The sequence below is a fragment of the Duganella fentianensis genome, from assembly GCF_009857835.1.
Taxonomy (GTDB): Bacteria; Pseudomonadota; Gammaproteobacteria; order Burkholderiales; family Burkholderiaceae_D; genus Rugamonas; species Rugamonas fentianensis.
Map to the genome: position 1 here is coordinate 1 of NZ_WWCL01000010.1, position 22,996 is coordinate 22,996.

General features: G+C 55.0%; 20 protein-coding genes and 1 pseudogene. 3 read left to right on the plus strand and 18 right to left on the minus strand.

Annotated elements, in window-relative coordinates:
* Positions 1 to 326 precede the first annotated feature (326 nt).
* The 4 genes from GTP23_RS21995 to GTP23_RS22890 form a co-directional block, all read right to left on the minus strand.
* Positions 327 to 842: an HAD domain-containing protein gene (locus GTP23_RS21995; protein ID WP_229256241.1), complete on the minus strand. Its 516-nt coding sequence runs from the start codon at positions 840 to 842 to the stop codon at positions 327 to 329.
* Between the two features lie 466 nt (positions 843 to 1,308).
* Positions 1,309 to 2,459 (minus strand): IS3 family transposase gene (locus tag GTP23_RS22000; RefSeq protein ID WP_161037097.1). Its coding sequence is split into 2 segments (ribosomal slippage): positions 1,309 to 2,222 and positions 2,222 to 2,459, totalling 1,152 coding nucleotides; the frame shifts between segments, so codons are not numbered across the junction.
* 62 nt (positions 2,460 to 2,521) lie between these two features.
* On the minus strand, positions 2,522 to 4,741 hold the full coding sequence (locus tag GTP23_RS22005; protein WP_161037098.1) for a S8 family peptidase: 2,220 nt from the start codon (positions 4,739 to 4,741) through the stop codon (positions 2,522 to 2,524).
* A 4-nt stretch (positions 4,742 to 4,745) separates the two neighbouring features.
* A complete protein-coding gene (locus GTP23_RS22890; protein WP_202412312.1) occupies positions 4,746 to 5,831 on the minus strand; it encodes an AAA family ATPase in 1,086 nt (361 codons plus the stop codon).
* A gap of 533 nt (positions 5,832 to 6,364) precedes the next feature.
* On the opposite strand from GTP23_RS22890, the gene GTP23_RS22015 reads away from it, so the two are divergent.
* Entirely contained in the window at positions 6,365 to 6,922 is a 558-nt protein-coding gene (locus tag GTP23_RS22015; RefSeq protein WP_161037099.1) for a hypothetical protein, read from the plus strand.
* A gap of 749 nt (positions 6,923 to 7,671) precedes the next feature.
* Here the strand turns inward: GTP23_RS22015 and GTP23_RS22020 are convergent.
* The 9 genes and pseudogenes from GTP23_RS22020 to GTP23_RS22060 all read right to left on the minus strand — a co-directional run bounded on the left by GTP23_RS22020 (position 7,672) and on the right by GTP23_RS22060 (position 18,561).
* Positions 7,672 to 8,424, minus strand: coding sequence for an ArnT family glycosyltransferase (locus tag GTP23_RS22020; RefSeq protein ID WP_161037100.1), 753 nt, complete (start codon positions 8,422 to 8,424; stop codon positions 7,672 to 7,674).
* A 71-nt stretch (positions 8,425 to 8,495) separates the two neighbouring features.
* Entirely contained in the window at positions 8,496 to 8,843 is a 348-nt protein-coding gene (locus GTP23_RS22025; RefSeq protein ID WP_161037101.1) for a hypothetical protein, read from the minus strand.
* A 21-nt stretch (positions 8,844 to 8,864) separates the two neighbouring features.
* Positions 8,865 to 9,293: a flagellar basal body rod protein FlgB gene (gene flgB / locus GTP23_RS22030; protein ID WP_161037102.1), complete on the minus strand. Its 429-nt coding sequence runs from the start codon at positions 9,291 to 9,293 to the stop codon at positions 8,865 to 8,867.
* A 72-nt stretch (positions 9,294 to 9,365) separates the two neighbouring features.
* A pseudogene (locus GTP23_RS22035) lies at positions 9,366 to 9,857 on the minus strand (cation diffusion facilitator family transporter); the annotation flags it as partial.
* 339 nt (positions 9,858 to 10,196) lie between these two features.
* Complete coding sequence (locus GTP23_RS22040; protein WP_161037103.1) at positions 10,197 to 13,364, minus strand: CusA/CzcA family heavy metal efflux RND transporter; 3,168 nt, start codon at positions 13,362 to 13,364, stop codon at positions 10,197 to 10,199.
* Positions 13,365 to 13,378: 14 nt separating this feature from the next.
* Entirely contained in the window at positions 13,379 to 14,581 is a 1,203-nt protein-coding gene (locus tag GTP23_RS22045) for an efflux RND transporter periplasmic adaptor subunit (protein ID WP_161037104.1), read from the minus strand.
* Positions 14,578 to 15,897: a TolC family protein gene (locus GTP23_RS22050; RefSeq protein WP_161037105.1), complete on the minus strand. Its 1,320-nt coding sequence runs from the start codon at positions 15,895 to 15,897 to the stop codon at positions 14,578 to 14,580. Before GTP23_RS22050 ends, GTP23_RS22045 begins: the two co-directional genes overlap by 4 nt.
* 111 nt (positions 15,898 to 16,008) lie before the next feature.
* A complete protein-coding gene (locus GTP23_RS22055; RefSeq protein ID WP_161037106.1) occupies positions 16,009 to 16,347 on the minus strand; it encodes a hypothetical protein in 339 nt (112 codons plus the stop codon).
* Between the two features lie 192 nt (positions 16,348 to 16,539).
* Positions 16,540 to 18,561, minus strand: coding sequence for a heavy metal translocating P-type ATPase (locus tag GTP23_RS22060; RefSeq protein WP_161037107.1), 2,022 nt, complete (start codon positions 18,559 to 18,561; stop codon positions 16,540 to 16,542).
* Between the two features lie 779 nt (positions 18,562 to 19,340).
* Between GTP23_RS22060 and GTP23_RS22065 the strand changes: the two genes are divergently transcribed.
* The gene (locus GTP23_RS22065; protein ID WP_161037108.1) at positions 19,341 to 19,595 is read left to right on the plus strand and encodes a hypothetical protein; all 255 of its coding nucleotides are present in this window, start codon (positions 19,341 to 19,343) and stop codon (positions 19,593 to 19,595) included.
* 7 nt (positions 19,596 to 19,602) lie between these two features.
* Here GTP23_RS22065 and GTP23_RS22895 read toward each other — a convergent pair whose 3' ends face one another.
* From GTP23_RS22895 to GTP23_RS22075, 3 genes are read right to left on the minus strand one after another with little or no spacing between them, the layout of a single operon-like run.
* On the minus strand, positions 19,603 to 19,815 hold the full coding sequence (locus GTP23_RS22895) for a GDCCVxC domain-containing (seleno)protein (RefSeq protein ID WP_229256242.1): 213 nt from the start codon (positions 19,813 to 19,815) through the stop codon (positions 19,603 to 19,605).
* A 4-nt stretch (positions 19,816 to 19,819) separates the two neighbouring features.
* Positions 19,820 to 20,095, minus strand: coding sequence for a cation transporter (locus GTP23_RS22070; protein ID WP_202412313.1), 276 nt, complete (start codon positions 20,093 to 20,095; stop codon positions 19,820 to 19,822).
* A 13-nt stretch (positions 20,096 to 20,108) separates the two neighbouring features.
* Positions 20,109 to 20,453 (minus strand): mercuric transporter MerT family protein, encoded by a 345-nt coding sequence (locus GTP23_RS22075; RefSeq protein ID WP_161037109.1) that lies wholly within the window; start codon positions 20,451 to 20,453, stop codon positions 20,109 to 20,111.
* Between the two features lie 65 nt (positions 20,454 to 20,518).
* Between GTP23_RS22075 and merR the strand changes: the two genes are divergently transcribed.
* The gene (merR, locus tag GTP23_RS22080) at positions 20,519 to 20,917 is read left to right on the plus strand and encodes a mercury resistance transcriptional regulator MerR (RefSeq protein WP_161037110.1); all 399 of its coding nucleotides are present in this window, start codon (positions 20,519 to 20,521) and stop codon (positions 20,915 to 20,917) included.
* Positions 20,918 to 21,150: 233 nt separating this feature from the next.
* On the opposite strand, the gene GTP23_RS22085 is transcribed toward merR, so the two are convergent.
* On the minus strand, positions 21,151 to 21,969 hold the full coding sequence (locus GTP23_RS22085; RefSeq protein ID WP_161037111.1) for a hypothetical protein: 819 nt from the start codon (positions 21,967 to 21,969) through the stop codon (positions 21,151 to 21,153).
* Between the two features lie 11 nt (positions 21,970 to 21,980).
* Positions 21,981 to 22,994 carry an AAA family ATPase gene (locus GTP23_RS22090; protein WP_161037112.1) on the minus strand — a complete coding sequence of 338 codons (1,014 nt, stop codon included), beginning with the start codon at positions 22,992 to 22,994 and terminating at the stop codon, positions 21,981 to 21,983.
* Positions 22,995 to 22,996: the final 2 nt, after the last annotated feature.

The following is a 22,996-nucleotide window of genomic DNA, read 5'->3' on the forward strand; positions in this document are numbered from 1 at the left end:
TTACCCACCGTGCCGCACGCTCTTGCCCTGTTCACGGGGCGGCGAGCGGCGCCGTGGATAAGCTTTTTCACGCAAGGCTCCACTTAAGCCAACGATTTGACTGTCCAATCAAGCGGGACCACTTCTGTCAAGAGAGAATATGCAAAAGGTTCAAAACGAATTCATCTCAGCCGCACCCAGTACCAAAAATGACTACGCTCGTAGTCATTCAGTATTCAAATGTCGTGACTCACGCCCGAAAGACTACGCTCGTAGTCACAAACTGCCCCAGCAGGACAGTAACCCTTTGTCTTACCAACAAGGATAGATACCACCGCTACAAACAATTATATTTGAAAGCAGGTATCCAAAATGCTTTGAATTTCCTGCTGCACCCGCAACTCACTAAGTCCAAAGCGGTCCTGGGTCAGGACAAGTTGGTCGCGAAGATGGTCAGGCCAGCCGGCGCTATCATTGTCGATTGCGAACCAACTTTTAGGCCGCCGACGTTCGACATCTGCCAACACTTGCTGACCACGGGACATCTGGTCGAACTCATCTTTACGCATCTCTCGATTGTGAAACGTCGCGCCAATGACGCGCGCCTGTAAGCTTGGAGAGAGCTGCCCCTTGGCAAATCGGAAGTCACGCATACGTACCCAAGACGTCGAAAGGACTATCTTCACCTCTGGGTAAGGTTCGAAGAGATTCTCTAGTATGGGCATCCACTCAAAAAGAGTCCGGCCAGGCGTTCCCACATAGATTCCGTACTTAGGATGCCAAAAAACAGCGTCGTCATGAAGACATCCATCAAAATCGCAGTAGCAAACCAACGACTGTTTTAAATCAAATGGCTTCATCATAATTGACGAATGGTCTCGTCCCGATTAAATCACTGCGGCCCAATAGGAAAGGCACTAGGTGTTTGCACGAGCTCCGTCCCACCTATCTCCATACCTTCTTCGGCACAACTCAAAGGCATCTCACTGACTTCGGCTCCAGCTTTTCTAAAGCTTGCTTCCATGTGCGGTAGGATTGCATACCAGCGTCCAGCGCCAAATCGAACAAATAATGTTTGCTGCTTGACCTCAGGCTCGTTTGGTTGACTCATTATTTCGTCCACTATTTTCTTTGACATCAATACCGTAGTAAATCAATGGGCGCACGAACAACACAACTACAATCTTCAATTGCATGCTCATCCATTGGACCTTGCTATCGTTATACTACACACTTTCATGGAGGTAATATGAGCTTCACTAGGACGACCAACTATCGAGGCTATCAAATTACAACCAAAGTTCAACCAACTGAATCGCCACGAGTTTGCTAGACGCTCGACAGCCTCTGAAAGTATTGCTTCTCGTAGTTTGCCGGAGACAGCTGGTTGCTAAAGCCGTGTCGGCGTTTTGGATTGTAGAACATCTCGATGTAATCGAAGATATCCCGCTTGGCCTGCTCCCGTGTTTCGTAAGATTTGCGGCGGATGCGTTCACGCTTTAACAGTTGGAAAAAGCTTTCAGCGACTGCGTTGTCATGGCAGTTGCCACGTCGGCTCATGCTTTGCTGAAGATTGTGAGCCTTGAGAAAATCCTGCCAGTCATAGCTGCTAAATTGGCTGCCCTGGTCTGAATGCACCATCACGGTTTGTTTTGGCTGGCGTCGCCAAACTGCCATCACCAGCGCATTCAGGGCCAACTCCTTGTCCATGCGAGCTCCCATCGACCAACCAATAACCTGACGCGAAAACAGGTCCAGCACTGCTGCCAGGTAAAGCCAGCCTTCGTGAGTCCTGATATAGGTGATGTCGGTGACCCAAATCCGGTTTGGCTCCGCAGGTGCGAACTGACGTTGAAGATGATTCGGTGCGTGGACTGATGGCGGCCCACTGCGGGAACGTGGACGGCGGTGATAGCCGGTCTGCGAGCGCAATTTTTCTTGGTGCATCAGCCGATGGATACGATTGATGCCACAGACCTCGCCTAGTTCGCGCAGGTCTTGCCAGACCTTACGGTAGCCATAGATGGACCCGCTTTCGAGCCATGATTGTTTGACGTGGCCCAGAAGGCGGCGGTCCTCAATGGCCCTTGCCGAATCAGGGGCGTGCAGCCATGCGTAGTAACCGCTGGGATGAATCTCCAGCGTCTTGCACAGACGCCGCACTGAATAGGTTTTCTGGTGCTCGCGCACGAATACGTACTTCACCCGGACATTTTGGCGAAGTACGTTGCGGCCTTTTTTAGGATGTCCCGTTCTTCGCTGACGCGCTTGAGTTCAGCCTTGAGCCTTCGAATTTCGGCTTGCTGGTCGTCGGAGACCTTGCGCTCCGCTGGTGGGATGCCAAAGCGCTTCATCCATTGATAAAGACTGTGCGCACTAACGTCGAGCCGTGCAGCTACATCGGCCACAGTATGCCCTCGCACAGTGACCTGCTTAACTGCCTCAGCTTTGAATTCGTCGGTGTATCGCTTGTTGCTCATCACTTCTCCTATTGGTCTAAATTATAGGCTGGAGAGTGTCTATAGAACTCGTGGCGATTCAATTAGCTCGAACTGCCGTTGCCGGAAGCTTGGATGCGTACCTCCTGACGAATCTCTACAGGCTGCAACGTTTGGTAGCGCTGGCGTATATTGTTGTAAACCCCAGGCGTATCCTCAACCGACACCGTCACAACCATTGCATATGGCAACGGCGGCAACGTGCTATTGTCAACGGCCTGCCCTTCTTCGCGTGCACCGTAGGTGATATCAAACAATGGATCGTTAAGCGTCTCGACATTGAATTTTTGCTCATGTCGTAGTGTTGTCTCCCATTTCTGATCACCTGATCGCGCCTCCAATTCTGTCGTATACATTTTCTTGGCACTAAAGAAGGTAACAGTACCTGCTGAATTGCGGTTGGGCCTCAAGATAACTGTCAGACCGGCGCGAGTATAGTTGACCGCGTGTTCTGGATCGGTTTGACTAGCAAAGCAAAGCGTCGCTCTCAAATGCACTGCCCCCAGCAAAGGCATAGTTGGGAAAGGAATCAATGCACGAAGATTTTGACCGGCCGTCAACGTGCCTTGATAAATCACTCGCACTTCGTTGTCAGGGCATTGCAATACTTCTTCAACGCTTTGCGGAAAACGGCCGCGGCCGACTTCGCTCATGGGCATCTTTTTTTCTCGTTTAGCATGGTGATTCATGAGCGCACGCAATGCCAGCATATTGAGCGGAGACGTTAGCGATGCCTTGACGCCAATTGCCGTGTTCAACGTGGCTGGCGCACTATAGCTGGTTCCTTGCGTAGCCATCAACTGCCCAGCCAACGCGTTATACACCACGAACGGCTCAACGTCGGAACCGCCGAAACTGACACCATCAGGTTTAATCAGCCCGGGACTACGGCCTGGTCCATAAGAGCTATAGCCTGCGCGTGCCCACTTCGCACCTTTGCTGTCACAGGCCCCAACAGCGATAGCGTTTACCATATCCGAGGGTGGCTGAACACGCGACATTGGCCATGGCTCGTTACCGTCATTACCCACCGCCACCGTGGCAAAAGTCTTACCCGAGGAGAGATGACTATCAATCAGGGCGGTCCATGGATGAACTTCCTCGTCCTCCATTGGCATATATGGACCGAGGCTGAAGTTTACAAAGTCCAGTTTTTCGGACCTCAACACAGCATCAATGTTTTTCAACACACTGTAAAGGTCGATGTCTTGAACTCCTTGCTCGTAGAGCAGTGATGGGCTGATGCAGCGGTAATGCTTCACGTTGGCGTAAGGGCGAGGGAAGGCCGTGGCTGCAGGATCCACCGAACCGAAAAGCACCGTGCTGGTCACACCGTTGCCGTGCCGGAGGAATTCCGCGCTGGTCGATTCAGTACCCGGTAGCAGAACTTCACTTGCCCATGGGGAAAAGCTGGTATGACCGATACCGCCATCGAAAATACCAACCTTCAGCTGTGAATCTATCGCCGGCAGCGATGGCAATTGCGCCGTTGGTGTGCCGATAGCACGCATTGGGGCGCCCCCCATGCGCAGGACCGGCATCGCACGCAACACCCGTACGAACTGAAATTGACCGAGTTGGACCGCTCGATCGGCCGCAAGGCGGACGGGCATAAAAGTCAAACCTGAAACAACGAGCTTGCGCTCGTGATCAGCCTCGCCGCCGAGAGCTGTTACGTATGCGATAAACATCGCCACGATATCAGCGTCCTGCTGCGACGCATGCAGGACGACTTCGAGCAACACCTTGCCTTGAGCTTCTGATGGCAGAAGGTTCTTTTCGGCGGCGCTGAAGGAGGAGATGAGCTCAAGCCGCCGCAATGCATCCTGGTGCGTTTTGGGGGTGCCTGGCGTGAACAAAAAACTCCTCAACGTATCGAACTCGCTGTCTGTGCCGGCAACAAACAATTCTGCCGTAAACGTCGGCGTAGGTTCAGTATCATTCTTTGTGTCTTTGCGTGGCGTGATAATGACGCCACGACTTCCGATGCAGCGAAGCCCAGTTGCTGCCAGCAGTGCGTTAGGGTGATGGCTCTTGGCCAGAAACGTAGGATGCAAGGTTAACTTGGCAACGCTCTGCCCACGAGGCTTGGCGGCAACTGGCAGAGCGGCGGTGACCTGGTGCAAAATATTCAATTGCCCGCCCAGCCAAAGTCGTTGTTCATCGATGTCATAGGGATACTTCTTCGGTCCGCCGGTACGAGTTAGATCGTGGCGTGAGGTCAGCGTCTCCCCGTAACCCAGGATGATGTTTGTACCCTGCATATTCCTACTCTCCCAAATATCGTTTGATCACGCTACTAACAGTAGGGTGAGTCTTTCCGAAATGCGATGCGATCTCTCGTCGCGAATACCCGTCCAAATACATCAGCAACATTTCCGCATCGAGCGGCTTCTTCATCTGTCCACGGCTCATACATGCACGAATAGCCAACTTCAGCAGCAACGGCTCAAGCGGTGCCTGTTCAAGTAGGGCAGTTTTCCTGGCCGAGAGTACCATCGCACCAATAGCACTAAAGGACTCTCCCTCCAACAACTTCGCCAAGGCCTCTCTTGTCTTGTCGGCTAATGGTAAATCACACAGGAATTGTGCGATAAGCCCAGCATCGGGCTTATCGAAATTCAGCACAACATCAAAGCGACGCCATACCGCTGGATCGAGCAATTCGCCGTGGTTTGTCGCAGCCACGAGCATCGCGTTGGCAGGCCACTCATCAAGTGCCTGCAGCAGCACATTGACTAAACGCTTTAGTTCGCCAACATCACTACCGTCGTCACGACGCTTAGCGATCGCATCGAATTCGTCAAGTAATAACACGCATGGTCGTGCATTTGCGTGGTCGAACACAGCTTTGAGATTATTTCCTGTTTTGCCTAAGTAACTGCTCATCACGGTGGCTAGATTTAATGTCAACAGCGGGAGCTGCAGCTCCTGCGCCAACCAGTGCGCTGCCATCGTTTTGCCGGTGCCAGGCAAACCACAAAACAGCAGCATCCGAGCGGGCGCCAAGCCCTCCCTAAGCAGGACGTCTATGCTGCCCCATTCTTTGAGGCAGGCGCCAAGCATATCTTTTATCTCGCCACTAAAAATAGGAGCCTTGTCTAGCATGACCGGGTACATGACCTCGACCAACTGCATTCGCGAATCAACATCAACGGGCGCCGGGACAAAGGTATCGGCACTGCGCAACGCGCTGGCGTTAGGCAGCAACGCGGATAACTCTTGCGCAAGTTCAAGGTCGACACTTTTGAGCTTGGCGATGAAACGCCCCACCGACTGGGTAAAGGCACTTGCGGAGCCATTCATACCTGCATGAACAACCTTAACAAGCTCTCTTCTTGGAAAATTTTCCACTCATCACCATTTAAATCAAAGACTTACATTCATTGGTAAATTCCAATCAACGCATTCTAAATTATATTTACCACTTTGGCAAAGCCAAATTTAACGCCATCCCGATATTTATTTACCATCAATAGCCGCTAAGCCGATGTAGGAAACGGCAACTTCTCTACTCTATGCAGTTGAAGAGTTTGCTACGAACGCGAACCGGCAGAGTGACCAACCTTCTCGACCGTTGCCGCGAACGAGCGTATAATGGAAAATCTTTTGGTGTATATTTAAGACAACTTCAATAGCGAGGAGAGCAGTATGGCAAAAGTGACTTTCTCTCGTAGCGACGTCATGGCTATCAATGGCCGGATGGTCAGCAAGTCGTCCGCAATATCCGAGGCAAGGTATTCCACAACTCCAACTACCTTGTCACGAGCTCCGTCCTCGCCTGTCGCGGCGAAAGTGATGCGAGAAGTCGGTGTTTCTACCGAGAAGATGTCCGCAGCTTATCGCGTCGCTCGCGACACTGTTAAACCCAAGTAAGTGCAACGACAGTGGCTCACAACAACATCTATGAAAAGCTGACAGCGGATCCGAATGACCTCGTCGGCGCCCTGGCCTACATCATCTACAAACAGCAAAAAGTCGAGTTTTGCAAAAACACCTCCGCCGGCAATCCGAGCCGTGCGGAAATAGAGCAATTCCATGCCATCGCATCCATGGACACTTCAATTGCTGCCTACCGATCGCAAGCAGAGGCGCTTGCGCAAGCATTTCTTAATGCCGGCCTAGATGACCTTGTGCAAAGGACCGAAGATGATACTCGCCAAGGTGTGCTCTACAACCATGTTCTCAACTTAAATTCTGGTTTGCAAACTCAGTTGAGCACTATCAGCCAAGCATTAGCGGGGAAACGAACTTGGCTCGGCTGGTTACGCGATGTAGGCGGAAATCTGGTCGTTAATGTTGTGACCATTCTGGTGGTAGGGGCAGTGGTTCTGGGCTACAACGCGCTCAGCAAGGTCCAGCAACATACCGAAAAAAATGTTGGCCTCAGCACGTCTGAGGGTAACAGCGCCGCATCAACATCAGCAGAAGCCGCAAAGCGCTAACCCCCCTCTGCCACGTGGCGAACGCGGGGTGCGGGGCAGCGCCCTGCGGTTTTGAATTAAAGCCAAGCAAATCGCCACGGCGATTTCTGCATAAAGCGGTGCGCTCTGTGATGCAACTGTAGACTGAGTCGGTAGAAGCAACAAGCCCGCATCATGCGGGCTTGTTCTTGCTACTTGGTTTTCAAGTCGAAGCAATCAGTACTTATGGATTCGACACCCGTAGTGGAAAGCAATTTTGTCTGCAACGCGACGGCAAATTTGTCTGCATGGTCCTCTTTATCGAATTTTTTCGAAAATTTACCGCGAAATCAAATACTTAGAGAATTGAAAGTAAATTTCTCTGCAAAATTTCTCAGGAAAGCAAATTTGTCTGCAATTTGCCGTCTACATCGTAGGCGTCGGGACGCCGAGGACCGCTCAAAAATACGAGTAGTGGCTGAAGCGCAATCGCGTAATGGCGATGCGCGCCTTCTTGTTGAATGAACGCTTGTGTGGCAGCGAAGCGGGCGGCGATGCGCCGTACAGATGGCCACAGCTTCCGCATCGATAGGGTGGGTCGAGCAGGGCGACGTTGAGCCGGTAGGGCGCCTTGGCACCGCAAGTACGACAGGCGTTTTCCAGCAGATCGCTATGCACCGGGCAGCATTTATGGCCGCCAACCCAGCTTCAGTCTGTACGCGTCGATGCAGCGAGAGCCGGCAGGCCGTGCGCGCGGAACAGCAGATTGGAAGCGTGTTTCATTCATGATTTCAACAACTTACGCCGAATGGTGACGACCTGAAGCTGCGAACAGACAGATTTACTTGCCAATGCTCTGTGTAGACAAATTTACTTTCTTGTGAGTGCGGAGAAATTTGTCTGCAAAACATGCGAGCAGAGGGGAGAACCTCCAGAATTTGCAGACAAATTTGCTTTCCTTTACGGCAAAACATGCGCGCAGAGGGGAGAGCCTCCAGAATTTGCAGAAAAATTTGCTTTCCTTTACGGCATACGAGCATCCAGTTACGGCGCTCCGATGCAGTCGCGTGGTCCTGCTGCGCAACAAGTAAGGAGCACAGCGAAATGGTCAATGTCGCAGCCACGCCAATGTCCAGGGTATTGAACTGCGACGCACCGGTCCAGAAGAGCATCGATGCGAGTATCGATGCAGCATAAAATCCGACCTGCCCGCCGAACAATTTTCGCCCGGTGTAGCCGACAAGCAGAACGCCCATGATCCCGCATACGCCGTTCCAAAGCCGTGCCTGCCATTCTCCAATGCCGAACAAGGCATAGGCAACAGCACTCATCCACATATGGAGCGGTGGCTTTTCGAAATACTTGATGCCATTGAGGCACGTCGTAATCCAGTCGCCAGTTACGAACATCTCACGCGCCATTTCTGCGTAGCGCCCCTCATCCGGCGGCACCAGACTACGAATGTCGAGTACCCAGATAGAACACACCACGAATATTATGATGAGCGCGTACAGCTCGATCTTAGACTTCAAAAAATCAGACATGAAATATAGTTGATTAAGGTGATATATCCCTGTGCAAAACTTGGCACATCAAGCTGCCTGGGCAATCCAGATCATTCAACAACAACGTTCGTAATCTCTGGCTTATGCGAGCCAACGCAGTAAGGGTGCCTGACCACTACCTTGTCATCTTTTTTAAACTCCTTTGATAGCGGAACAAATGCATTGATCGATCGGTGTAGCCGGTAGCTCTTGAAGTGAACCTGCATATAGCGGCCCGTCGACAACTCTTCAGGATTGCGCGACACACGGCAGTCCGGCAGATCAGACGGCTCGACGCCCACATCGAATATCTCGGTGATGGTTCCAATTTGCGTCCCCAGATCATCCGGCGGCTTCGTGCTACATCCAGCAGTCATCACAGAGATGACGACCAGAATCAATATCTGATTGCGTTTCATATTTACCTCCTGTTTCGGGACTCATCCGACCATGTTCTTGAACAATGACCCGATTTCCTTGTATTCATCTAATGCCTTCTGCAGCAAGAACTCATGCCGAATTGCCTGATCTGCGAAAGAAGAGCGCTCGGTGTCCATCTCTACGGTGTTCCCATCAACTGAGCCCTGTGTTGGGATGCGGTACATCAGCGTAGCCACAAAAGGAGCGTCTTTAGCCGGCGAGCTGGTGACCTTAACCGTCACCGTCGTTGCGTTGCTCGCAGCAATCGCTTGCTGCAACGATGCTCGAAAATCGATATCGCGCGCCTTGTAGTTGGGCGTATCAGCGTTCGCAATATTCGATGCCAGTACGGTCAACCTCTGCTCCGAAATCTCCAATGCCCTTTCCCAAAATACTTCCTTGGTCCAGCCGTTGAAGACGTTCGGTGCATCACCTTTTACATTGTCCATTTCAACCTCCTGTTCAAATTGGGATAGTCATACGGGCAAATCAATCTCTTAAAAGATCGGCGAGCGCCGGCTTACCGACCCAAGCATGTCACTCCATACTTCGAGATAGGCACCTTTGACGTTCAGACTCTTGTCCTTCCCACTGCCCAGCAAGCGCATGCTCACCAGATTGATCATCAGGCCAAGGGTTGCGACGATAAGCATCGCACCGGATTGAATTTCCGGAGGGTTGTTGATCCGCTGGTAAGCCTCGTACAAGATGTACATGGCAACCAGGAAGAGCAACACTGCATTGAAAGCAGCAGCCAGAATTTCGAATCGGTAATAGCCAAACGTGCGTAAGCTGTCGGCCGCGCGTTTACCGATTCGGATCGCGACCAGAGATACTGCCAATGCAGCAGCGTCGGTGAACATGTGAGCGGCATCTGAAATCAGTGCCAGGCTATTGGTCAGGACTCCACCCGTAACTTCCGCAATCAGGAATGTTGTTGTCAGTATTAGCGCAATCCAGAGCGGCTTTTCATTCGTGCCCTCATTGACTGCGTGTGCGTGATTTGAGCTCATAGACTTTCCTTACTTCTCGTGTCGCTTGTGGCGGCGTTGGCCATGCAGCTTGGATGACGGACTGACGAGCTCCAAATGCGGCTTTTGGTGTTTCTTATTGCGCTTCTTGTAGCTGTAGTTCAGCCACCATATAAGGCCCCCCATGATCAAGATCATTACGATGGAACCGTAGACAAGGAACGTTGTCAGCTCGGCGTGGGCCGCGGATTCGCTTGAATTCATATTCACCACCTTTTGAATGCCAGTTTTAGGCGTAAAGAACCCCACCGACTCGCTTTTCAGTGAGTCGGAAGAGGCGGCCGGCAATGCCGGCCGCAATCTACGAGGGGTTAGTTCGAGTTAGTGAGCAGGTTGTGCGTCATCAGGGACAACCTCCTTTTCCTCAGGATCGTTGCGATGCATCAAGCGGTACAGCAGAGGCAGTACCAACAAGGTCAGCGCCGTCGACGACAGGATGCCGCCGATGACGACAGTGGCCAGTGGACGCTGTACTTCGGCGCCCGTACCGGTAGCCAGCGCCATCGGCACGAAGCCCAGCGAAGCGACCAGCGCAGTCATCAGTACGGGGCGCAGACGGGTCAAGGCTCCCGTAATCACCGCCGCGTCCACACTCATTCCTTCTTCACGCAAGGATCGGATGTAGGAAATCATCACCAAGCCATTGAGGACGGCCACCCCCGACAGTGCAATGAAGCCCACTGCCGCCGAAATCGACATTGGAATGCCGCGCATCGACAGCGCGATGATGCCGCCGGTCAGCGCAAACGGAATGCCGGTAAAGACCAGCAGGCCATCCTTGACGTTGTTGAACATGACGAACAACAGCGTGAACACCAGGAACAGTGCCAGTGGAACGACAATCTTCAGGCGATTGGTTGCGGACTGAAGCTGTTCAAACGTACCACCCCAGGTCGTCCAATATCCAGATGGGATCTTGACGTTTTTGGCGATCGCTTGCTCCGCCTCAGGCACAAAGCTGCCGATATCACGGCCGGTGACGTTAGCGCTGATCACAATGCGGCGTTTACCGTTCTCGCGGCTGATCTGGTTCGGACCTGGAGCGAAGTCGAGCGAAGCCACTTCACTCAATGGAATGAACGAGGTTGTGGCGCCAGCTTGCGCCGGCAGCGAGATCGGCAGGCGACGCAAAGCATCCAGGTCACTACGCAGCGTTTCTGGCAGTCGGACCAAGATATCGAAGCGGCGGTCACCTTCGAACATGATGCCGGCTTCACGACCACCGGTAGCGATCGCGAGTGCTTCTTGTACGTCGCCGATATTCAGGCCATAACGCGCAGTCTTCTCACGATCGATTTTCACGGTCAGCATCGGCAAACCACCGGTTTGTTCCACCTTCACTTCGGTGGCGCCCGGTATGCGTTGCAGCACATCGGCGATCTTCTTGCCGGTCTCAGCCAGGACGTCCATATCGTCGCCATAGACCTTGACCGCGACGTCACTACGCACACCAGAGATCAGCTCGTTGAAACGCAGCTGGATAGGCTGAGAGAACTCATAGGCATTACCGACGTACTTCTCGGCTTCTTCCTTGATTTCAGCCACCAATTCGTCGCGGGTTTTCTTCGGCTTCGGCCATTCCGAATCTGGCTTGAACATGATGTAGCCATCCGAGATATTCGGCGGCATTGGGTCCGATGCAATTTCTGCGGTACCAGTACGTGCAAAAACGCGATCGATTTCCGGGAATTTTGCTTTCAGGCCAGCTTCGAGCTTCTTCTGCATTTCCAGCGACTGACTCAAACTGGTGCCCGGGATGCGCAGCGCCTGGATCGAGATATCGCCTTCGTTCAGGTTCGGCACAAATTCACTGCCCAAACGGGTCGCCAGCAAGCCGCACAGAATAATCAGCACTACAGAGCCGGTGATCACGGCGGTAGCGTTGTTCATCACTTTTGCCAGCAAAGGCTCGTAACCGTTCTTCGCCATCACCATCAGGCGGTTTTCCTTCTCAGCCACGCGCTTGCCAATGAACAGCGCTACGGCGGCCGGAATGAAGGTCATGGACAGAATCATGGCGCCCAGCAGTGCCGCAACCACGGCGAAGGCCATTGGGTGGAACATCTTGCCTTCGACGCCGGCAAGAGCAAAGATCGGCAGGTAGACGACCATGATGATCAACTGGCCGAACAGCAGCGGACGGCGCGCTTCCTTGGCGGCCGCAAATACTTCATGGAACCGTTCACGCAGGGTGAGCTCACGCTTGAGGTGCTCTTGTGCATGCGACAGGCGACGCACGCAGTTCTCGACGATCACCACGGCGCCGTCAATGATGATACCGAAGTCCAATGCCCCCAGACTCATCAGGTTGGCACTCACTTTGTACGTGACCATGCCGGTAAAGGTAAAGAGCATCGCCAGAGGGATGACCATCGCAGTAATGATTGCCGCGCGGATGTTGCCCAAGAAGAGGAACAGAATCACGATGACCAGGATCGCGCCTTCGAGCAGGTTCTTCTTGACCGTTGCGATCGCTTTGTCGACCAGCACGGTACGGTCGTAGACAGCCACAGCCTTGACGCCAGCCGGCAGGGAACGGTTCACCGCCTCCATGCGCTTGGCAACCGCCTGAGAGACTACGCGGCTATTTTCGCCGATGAGCATGAAGACGGTGCCCAGCACAACCTCACGGCCATTTTCCGTCGCTGCACCAGTACGCAACTCGCGACCAATGGCAACCTCAGCCACATCGCGCACGCGAATCGGGACGCCTTGAACATTGTTCAGGATGGTGTTGCGAATATCATCCAACGTGCGCACCTGGCCAGGCGCGCGGATCAGGAATTGCTCGCCCTTGCGCTCAATGTAGCCGGCGCCGACGTTATTGTTGTTACGGTCGATGGCGCCCACTACATCCTTGAGCGTCAGGCCATAGGAGCTCAGCTTCACAGGGTCAGGAGTGATGTGATACTCCTTGGCGTAGCCACCGATCGAGTTGATTTCAGTGACACCTTCCACTTGGCGCAGTTGCGGCTTGATGATCCAGTCCTGGATCTCTCGCAGGTCAGTCGGAGTGTACGGCGTGCCATCAGGCTTTTTTGCATTCGGCTCGCTCTCAACCGTCCACAGGTAAATTTCACCCAAGCCGGTAGAAATCGGTCCCATCATAGGTACGACACCCTGAGGCAAATTCTCCTTGGCCTCCTGGATACGCTGATTGACGAGCTGGCGCGCAAAGTAGATGTCGGTGCCATCCTTGAAGATGACGGTCACCTGCGACAAACCATAACGCGACAGCGATCGGGTCTGCTCCAGATTAGGAAGGCCCGCCATCACCGTCTCGATCGGAAAGGTCACGCGTTGTTCAACTTCCAGTGGCGAATAGCCACTGGCACTGGTATTGATCTGCACCTGCACATTGGTAATGTCAGGCACAGCGTCAATCGGGAGCTTCTGATAGCTGTAGACGCCGATGGCGGCCATTGCAAGCACGGCCAGCATGACAAGCCATCGGTGTCCGATGGAAGATTGAATTATTCGTTCAAACATGGTCGGTTCCTTAGTTAGTCTTCGTGTCCGGCACTGCCTTTGCCCTGCTCAGCTTTGACCACGAAGCTATTGCTCGCGGCATACTGGCTTCCGGCCGGCAGGCCCTCTACGATCTCAACGAACTTGCCGTCGCTGTTACCAGTTTTGACGGGCTGGACTTTGAAACCTTTTTCGACTTTCACGAAGACCACGGATTTACCGTCGATGGTCTGCACCGCATCAGCAACGACGGCGACAGGAACTTTCTTCTCACCGCGCGTCATAGCTGCATTGACGAACAAACCTGGACGCCAGGCCATATTCGGATTAGCGATGACAACGCGCGCTTTGGCTGTGCGGGTTTGCTCGCCTAGCAGATTGCCGACGTAGCTGACTTTTCCGGTGGCGGAGGTATCATTAGCTGCCGAAGTGATCGTGACGGTTTCACCTACGCGGACCAATTCCAGATCCTTTGGCGTCACCACAACTTCCACCCACACGCTAGACAGATTCGAGAGCAGGAAGACGTTGGCGTCTTCTTTAACGGCTTCTCCTTGTGCGATGTGCTTTTCCAGAATGACGCCATCGAACGGTGCACGCAGCACATAGCGGTTAAGCGCGCCTTCGGCTTCGCCTGCACCCAATGCTGCCAACTTGGAGCGGGCGGTCTGGGCTTCGATCTCAGCTTCGCGCAGCGCAGTCTGCGCCTGGAGATAATCCTGCTCTGCAGAGATCTTGTCTTCCCACAGTTTCTTCTCGCGCTGGTATGTGGTCTGTGCCAGGCCCAGTCGTTTTTGTGCTGCGAGTGACGCGCTACGCAGGTCTGCCAAGGCAGGGCTGGAAATGACTGCCAGAACCTGGCCTTTCTTAACGCTTTGGCCCAGGTCAGCGGCAACCGACTCAGCCACGCCAGGTGTACGCGGTACGATGTGCGCCGTGAGATCTTCGTTGAAGCGTACCTCACCCGGCAACTGAATGACGTTGCCCATCGTGGCCGCTTCAGCTTTCGCGATCGTCACGCCGGCAGTCTGAATCTGCTTTGCGTTCATCAGCACCACGCCTTCTTCGCCGGCGTGATCGCCGCCTTCCTTCTTCGCGGTTTCTTCTGCATGCGGTGCTTCAGCGGCGCCACCGCCACTGTCCTTTTTCCATAACAGGATGGTCGCACCAAGTACGGCGCCAATCAGCACAATGATCAGTGCAGTTTTTTGAGATTTTTTATCAGTATTGAACATCATTTTGCATTCCTGTCAGTCGTGTAGTTGCCAACGTTGGGTTCTACGGCGATGAAACGTTCCAGATCGGCGAGAGAGCGATAGCGGGCGGAGAGTGCGCTCAGATATTGAGCGCGGCTTTGGAACAAGGTGCGCTGAGCATCGAGCACGTCAATAAACCCGAACTTGCCGAGTTCAAAGCCCGTGACGGCCGCGTTGAACGCGCTTTGTGCAGCCGGCAGGATCTCGTTGCGCATGCTCTCAATCTGCTCCTGTGCGACGGATGCCCGCTGGTGAGCGTCTGCCAAGGCTTGGGATGCATTCAGGTACTCGATCTCGGCATCGGTCTTCGCCTTATCAACACGACGCAGTGCGGACAAGAGGTTGCCTTGGTTGCGGTTAAAGAACGGCAGCGGTATCGCGACACCTACAACCGTCTGAGAGACGTTGGTCTGGAAGTCCTTCTTTTTCCCCAGCGTGAGGGTCAGGTCAGGAACACGATCTGCCTTCGCCAGATTCACGCCGGCCTCTTCGCGAGCGATCTGCATGCGTGCACGTTGCATCTGTGGCGATGCATCCAGGCGAGACTGTAGTTCAGGCAATGCAGGAATGACGGTCAGGTTGATGTCTGGCGTCACTAGGGAGCGCGCTTCAGGCTGCGTGCTGCCCCAGAATGCAGCCAGGCGGCGCCGTGCCAATGCAGCGTCGGCGACTGCCTGCGACAACTCCAGACGCGCACTGGCTTCAGCCACGCTCGATCGGGTTTGCTCCAGAGGCGAGATTTTGCCGGCCGCCACACGGCGCCCAGCGGCATTCGTAGCCTTTCCTGCCAGGCTGAGAGACTCCTTGGCCAGCGCTACGTGCTCTTGCGCCGTAAGGGCCTCTAAATAGGCCGCAGTGACGTTTGCGCGCAACTCTGCTGCCGCGACGTCCACATCTCCGCGCGCCAGCGCCTGATCTTGTTCAGCCAGCTTGATACGGGCACCGCGTTTGCCGCCCATCTCAATGGGCTGGCTTAACTGGTAGGTATCAGTACGATTGCTGCGGGAGGAAGTACCTTCGCGCAGCAGCGCCAGTTCAGGATTGGGGCGCATGCCGGCTTGGACGCGCGCGCCTTCGGCGATCGCAACGCTCTGTGCGGCCGAACGCAGTTCTGGGCTGGTCGACAGGGTCATTGCGATGGCCTGTTCCAGCGTCAGCGGTGCGGAATTTGTATTTGCTGCAGGCACCACTTCACCAATCGTGAAGGCAGCGCTCTGTTGCCCAGCAGCCTGGGTACTAAAGGGGATGAGCTGTGCCAATAGGACAGCCGCTCCCAAAACCAAATGTTGGGATTGCATGGATAACTCCGAAAATTAAAGACGAAGAAATCCGGCGGCGTGCAGCAACCTCCGCCTATTTTCAGGCGTAAGTCACACTTCTAGAGAGACGGCCGAATACAACCGCCGGAGTTAAGCGGCGACTGCCCACTGAGGGCGTTCTGGAGGAGCGATGTAAAACGAGGAGAGGATGATTTCGGTGGACACTGGAGCAGCTTCAGCGATCTGAGGATGCGAGATGCCGTCAAAGCTATCAAGCCACAAGGTGCCGTGTGCACACGAAGCGCAATGAGAATGCGCCGACGACTTCTTTGCGTCCGTCGGCTTTTCTTTCAGAATCGAAGCGACGCTGTCCGAAGGATTGGTATCGGGATGATGGCCCCAGTGATTTGCAGCTTTACCCGTCTCATGCGTGCAATAGACTGCCACCACGCTCCAGCTAAACTGCAGCGCGAGTAGAGTAATCAGCATGATGAGAGTTCGGCGGACCATGCGGCGAGTATATCACGATGAATGCATTGGCATTTCTGTTGCGCTCGAATTTTTTTCTTAATCCAACAGTCTCTGTTTGCAAGTGATCTCTCAGACAGCTTGTATCTAAAAGCAATCTTGCAATTATGTGATGATGCCACTCCTGTTTTTGAGGTGTCATCATCACCGCTTTTACGCGCCAGCATTGTCCTTAAATGCGAGCAGCCTCAGCGCATTGACCACCACAATGATCGTTGAACCTTCATGGAAGAGTACGGCAGTGCCGATGTTCAAGCCGAAGATCGTCGCCGGGATTAGCACGGCGACCACACCCAGGCTCACCCAAAGGTTTTGCTTGATGATTCTGCTCGTCTGGCGTGAAAGGCCAACGACGAACGGTAGCTGCGATAGGTCATCGCCCATCAGCGCTACGTCGGCCGCTTCCAACGCGACGTCCGAACCCGCGGCTCCCATCGCGATGCCAACGGTCGAATTAGCCATCGCAGGCGCGTCATTGACGCCGTCGCCGACCATCGCGACCTTGCCGTGTGCTTCGCGCAGGCGCTTAATCTCTTCGACCTTCTGGTCCGGCATCAAATCGCCGCGCGCTTCAGTAAGTCCTACTGTGCGCGCAACCGAGTCTGCAACTTTCTGGTTGTCGCCAGAAATCATAATGAGCCGTTCGATGCCCAGTGCGCGCAGTTTAGTCATCACCTCGCCAGCTACCTCGCGTGGTGTATCCATGACGCCAATCACGCCAAGGTAACGGGTGCCTTTAAACACGATCATGGTAGTGCGACCGTCGCCGACCAGTTTTTCATTGGCGCTAGCCAGCGCTTCCGGCACCGAGCCGACGGAGAGTTCCGTGAACAGAATCGGCTTGGCTACATAGACCTTTTCACCACCGACATCTGCCTCGATACCGCGGCCAGTGATGCTCTTCACATCATTGGCAGAAATCTGCTGCAGCTTGTCACCTAAGCGTTCGCGCGCGCCTGCCACCAATGCCGAAGCAAGCGGATGGTCGCTGTGAGATTCAACTGCAAGCACGACACTGAGTAGCTCTGCTTCATCTGCACCAGGCGCCGTCACAACGTCCGTCATTTTCGGTTTGCCCTCAGTGAGCGTGCCTGTCTTGTCAAAGGCAATAGAGGTGAGAGTCCCGAGGTTCTCAAGCGGCCCGCCTCCCTTGACCAGCACCCCGCTGCGGCCGGCGCGCGCAACGCCAGAGAGCACGGCGCTTGGCACGGAGATCGCCAGCGCACACGGACTGGCAGCAACGAGCACGGCCATCGCACGGTAGAAGCTGTCTGCGAATGGTTCGTCGATTACGACGAAGGCTAACATCAGCAACACGACTAATCCCAACACCGCCGGCACAAATTTCTTCTCGAATTTATCAGTGAACTGCTGAGTCGGAGAACGCTGTGCCTCGGCTTCGGAAACCATCTGCACGACGCGAGCCATTGTCGACTGGGTGGCCAGGCGTGCAACCATGACCTCAATACTGCCAGCACCGTTGATGGTGCCCGCAAATACGCGGTTGTTTGCAGGCGCCTTATCAAACGTGGCGATCGCTGCTCTTGCATTTGCCACGGGCTCTTTGTCGACGGGCACACTCTCGCCAGTCACCGGCGCCTGATTAACGCTGGTTGTGCCCTTGGTTACGACGCCATCGGCCGGCAACCTTTCATTCGGCTTGACCAACACAACGTCGCCTAGCTGGAGGGATTCAACAGAAACCTCCTCAGTTTTGTCGCCGCGGCGAACGATCGCAGTTTCAGGTGCGAGCTTGGCCAGCGCTTCAATAGCGCGTCGTGCGCGCCCCATCGCGAAATGCTCCAGCGAATGGCCCAGGCTGAACAGGAACAGCAGCAATGCGCCTTCCCCCCATTTCCCCAAGGCAGCGGCGCCGGCTGCAGCTACAAGCATTAACGTATCGATCTCGAAGCGCTTCGCGCGCAAGTTATCGATAGCCTCTTTGAGCGTGAAGTAACCGCCGAAGATGTAGGCGGTGCAGTACAAGGCCGTGCTGAGCCAGTCCGGCCCAGCCTCGGACCTCTCGCACAGCCAACCTGCTAAAACTAAAGCGCCGGCGAGCAGCGCAAAAATCAGTTCCGTTTTTTCACCCAGCAGACCGCCTTCGTGATCGTGCCCATCATGACCACCTTCTTCTTTTGTTGAGTTGTGTTCGTGCTTTTCAGACGCTGTCATACCTACTCCAATTCATTGCGTTGAACGTACGCCCAAGATTGGGCGAATTGCTGAATACGTGGATCAGGCGAAATGCGTGCGGTCTGGCTCGCGTGGGCCATCCGGGATGTGAGATGTGTAGGCGTCAGGAGGAAGCGGCTGCAGCTTTACCGCAAACATCGAAATTGCGCCAGCAGCGTGTGGCTCCAGCAACAAGGCCAGTACGGTCGCGTGGCAAGAACCACAATCGGAGTGCGCCCGGCTTAGTTTACTTGCATGCTTGGAGTCTGACTGACCCGGCTTGCTTTGATGCTGATGGGCGTGATGTCCAAAGTGCGCAGCGACAGCGCCATTCTCATGCTGGCAATAATCTCCGGCCATTGTCCAGGATATCTGGAATGGCACGAGTACTAACAGCATGATGAGTAGCACTTTTTTCATGCGGAAAAGCTTAACATAAACCTTCTTCCCCTTCTTTTTCGATTGAGGAAATCGAATGTCAAGCGGTAGGGAAATGTGAAATGCGAGCCCGACGAGCTTAGCGAGTTATTACCATCCAATCTCTCAATCTTGGCACAAACGGAAGACTCTTATGCAGGCGGATGGCTTGGCATCGATCAATTCTAATGTTGGAGAAATGTCTATTTTTTCTGGCCAGCAAAAAAAGGGGGGCGTCAAAAATGCTTAGGAACTGCTCGGAAGCAAGGAGACCGTTAATTCGGACAGACTGAAACGGCGTGGTTATTATGGCGATTTTCTATTATAGTTTAACTAGCTAGTACAATTTCGGCGAAGAATCCGTGATCCCGAGCATCGCTCAGAAAGTCTTAGCGTACGATTTTTTCCGAATTTTGTTTGTACCCCAACTACTGACCGAACAGCTAAACAATGCCAATGACCAGATGGCGCCGGTCAAGGCAGAGGTCCGTGAATTGGAGCTTTTGCTGGCCCAGGCCAATGCAAAGGTACAGGCGCAGGAGCAAATCGGGGAGCAGTTGCGGACCTATCTCGACAAGATCGCCGCCACGTCGACCGCACGCGAGGTCGAAAAGTAAGCCGGCACTATCCGCAGCATCCCCGCTGCAACTGGATCGGTGGGCACTTTACCGTCCCGTAGGAGCAGAACACGCAGCAGTCGCCGGCCTTTGGCCGTAGCACGACGCTACAACCTGTACACTCGTAGTAAAACTGGCACGCGTCCGTCGGCATGCGCTCCTGTTTGCTCACCCCGCAATGTGGGCACGTTAGCGTGGATTCTAAAATCGCCTCGGTCATCGCGTTATTTCCCTTGCGTCGACGGGAAACCAGCATCGGCCGTCGCCTTAGTCAGCGATGCGATAGTGGCGCGGTCCATATCTAGCCGCACCGCCGCGGTCTTGTGCCCAAAATCCACTTTCACATCGCTCACGCCTGGAACTTGCTCCAGCGCTTTCTTGACGGTGATCGGGCACGCCGGACAGGTCATGTTTTGTACGTTAAGGGTAATGACCTGTGGCTCGCCGGCAAAGGCCGGTCCAGCTAGCAAAACAGCAACGAGGAATGAGTAGATACGCATGGGGACATCCTTTTCAATAGAACAATGGGGCATACAAGGGAAATGCCAGCAGTAGTAACACCGGCAAAGTAACAAGCCAGAACGCGATGCGCTGGTTCCTGATGACTCGATCAGAAGCGCACGCGTCGCTCGGCGCGCAGGCACGACGGCGCACATATAAATTGTAGAAGGCCAGCCCGAGCAAAAGCAGCGTCAGCCCGGTGAGATAGGGACTATATGGCTCCAATGCAATTAGGTGCGACGCCCAACCGCCGCCGACGCCGAGCAACAGAAGAACGAGTGGGCCAGCGCAGCAAGCCGACGCGCCGAGGGCCGCCAATATCCCTGCGGCCAAGGTGCTATTTGTTCCGATTGCCATGCTCACTCCCATAGGTTTTGTCCGAGAATAGGATAAACTCCGTACATATATACGGAGTCAAGCACATGGATGAAAAAATGACGATCGGGCGCCTGGCCGCCGCCGCCGGGGTGAACGTCGAGACGGTAAGGTTCTACCAGCGCAGCGGGCTGATCGACGAACCAATGCGTCCCCATGACGGCTACCGCACCTATGGCGACGGAGATATTCGCAGGATACGGTTCATCAAGCGGGCTCAGTTGCTTGGCTTTACGCTTGACGAAATTTCGAGTTTGCTTAGGCTGGAAGGTTCGCTGGCCTGCAATGGCACTCGCGAGCTGGCAATCAGGAAGCTCGCAATGGTGGAGTCAAAACTAACCGACCTGCATGCGATGAAGACCGCGCTCGAAGGGATGGTGGCCCAATGCGACAGTGAGGAGCGTAGCGAAGGTTGCCCAATCATTCAGGCGCTGATCGACGACTGACGACCTCACTCATTGCCCAGATAAATCAATAAGTTAAAGCGGAATTTGAGTTTTTTTACACGAATCCCGGCCGCCCCTCAATTTGGCGGATTGTCCTTTTTTGCTGGCCAGCAAAAAAGGACAATCCGCCAAAAATGCGTGGAAATAGGCGGGAACGAAAAGGCTTCTGGTTCTTGTCGGCAAAAGGGACCAGTCGATTAAGGTGGTTTTCTATTATAGATCAATAGGTTAGTTCACTTTCTGCGAAAAAATCCGTAATCCCGGCCATCCCTCAGGCACGTGTGCTGCATGCCGGCAGACCAGCGAGCGCGCATGGTCGAGGTGAGCCGATGGCGTGTCGACTTGGGCGCAATGCACACCTCGATGCGGTCTGCGCCAACAGATCCTGCACATCGAGCGGCGTCGATTGCGCCCTCCCTGTCGAACAAGACCGGCAGCGTGACGCGTCGGCGCAGGAAGGCCAGCCAGCGCGCGATCAGGTCGACACTGGGCGCCGGCATCCCACGGGCCTCGGGTTGACCGCCGACCGATAACGGCAGCTGCGGCGCGCGGCAGGTCGGGCAATTGATGGGCCCGAAGACCCGGGAACTTCCCAGCCCGTAGCTACGCGGCTCGCCGCAGCGGTGGCAACGATCGCGCAAGGGCAAGCCGTGCAGCGGACAATGGGAGAATGGCCGCAATTGATGGAGGATGAAGTGCCGGCCCAGACGCGCGCAGGCAGGACAAAGCCGCAGCCGCTCGTGCATCAGGGGGCGCAGATCGCGCAAGCCGCCCTCGAGAAAGGCATCCCGGATCCGCGTGGCCGGAAAACCCAATGTCCGGCCCAGCACTTGCGCTGCGCGCGGCACGTGATCGGGCAGCAGGGCAGATCGATGGCGCGCCGAAATGCCCAGCAGCGCCGACACTTCGCAGGCCGACAAGGCGTTTGCGGCGGCGAGCTTGGCCGCCCACGCCCAGGCCGATTCATACGGCGCCAGAAGATGGGGGGCCAACTTCGGCAAGGCCACCACCTTGACGCCGCCGGGAGGAACGATGAGCACGGGCAGGCGCATCGGGGGCGCACTCAACGTCCCAGCCCACGCGCATTGCGCTCGACCGCCTGTTCCGAGGCCACATAGCCACAATGCTGCACGACGGTGCTCCAGTGGCGCTCGCTCAATTGAAAGTCGAGCGCATCGTGCAGCAGGCCGTCGAGCAAAATGGCCTCGACCGCGCGCGAAAAATATTCCATCGGGATTTCGACTGCGCCGGCCAGGCCGGCATGCTGGTGGGCCTGGGAAAAGGCATCCCACACAAAGTCGGCGCTCATTTCCAGGCGCATGCCCGCTTCGAAAGCGAAGGGATAGTAATAGCGCGTGAAACTCCAGTCGCTGCCGACCGGGTACGCGTGCTCGTCGTAGCTCCTGAGGCAGGTCGCGGCGTCGACCGCGCTGCGGATGCCGCGAAAGCGCAAGGTCTCCACCATGAAGCGCTTGACGATGTGCGTGTCGCCGGATTCCTGAAAACGCGCCCGTTGCTCGCATAGCCGCTCCTGGCCAAACAGAAAGGTCGTCAAGCGCACGCCGCACTGGGCCAGTTCGTCATGCACGTCGCGCAGCCACTCATATTCGTGCAGGCAATAGCGCTGCGCCTCGTCGCAGAAAAAGATGACCGAGGTACTGCCCTGGGCTTCCGCCACATCGCGCAGCCGCTCGTGCAGTGCCCGCCGCTTGCCTCCATTGCGCCCGCTGTCGGGCGAGGGATGACGTACCGAGCGGAGCAGGCGCGTGAAAAATGCGCCCTCGCTGCGGCTGGCCTTGTGCTCGGACTGCACGTGGAAGGTGGGAATCTCCGGCCGCTCGCGGTGGATCAGCATGCGCAGGTATTCGATCGCGTAGGTCTTGCCCAGTCGGCTCTCGCCATAGATCAACGCCCCGGGGATGCGGTATTGCAGGCACCTCGACACCAGCAGCCAGCAGTCCTCGATGGCTGTCGTGGCGACGCGGTAGGTGCGGTTGTTCAAGGGATGGTGGTCGATCGCGATAGGTCGTGCGACCGTCCTGCCGTCGCCCGCCGTTGCTGGTTTTTCCTTGGCCATGG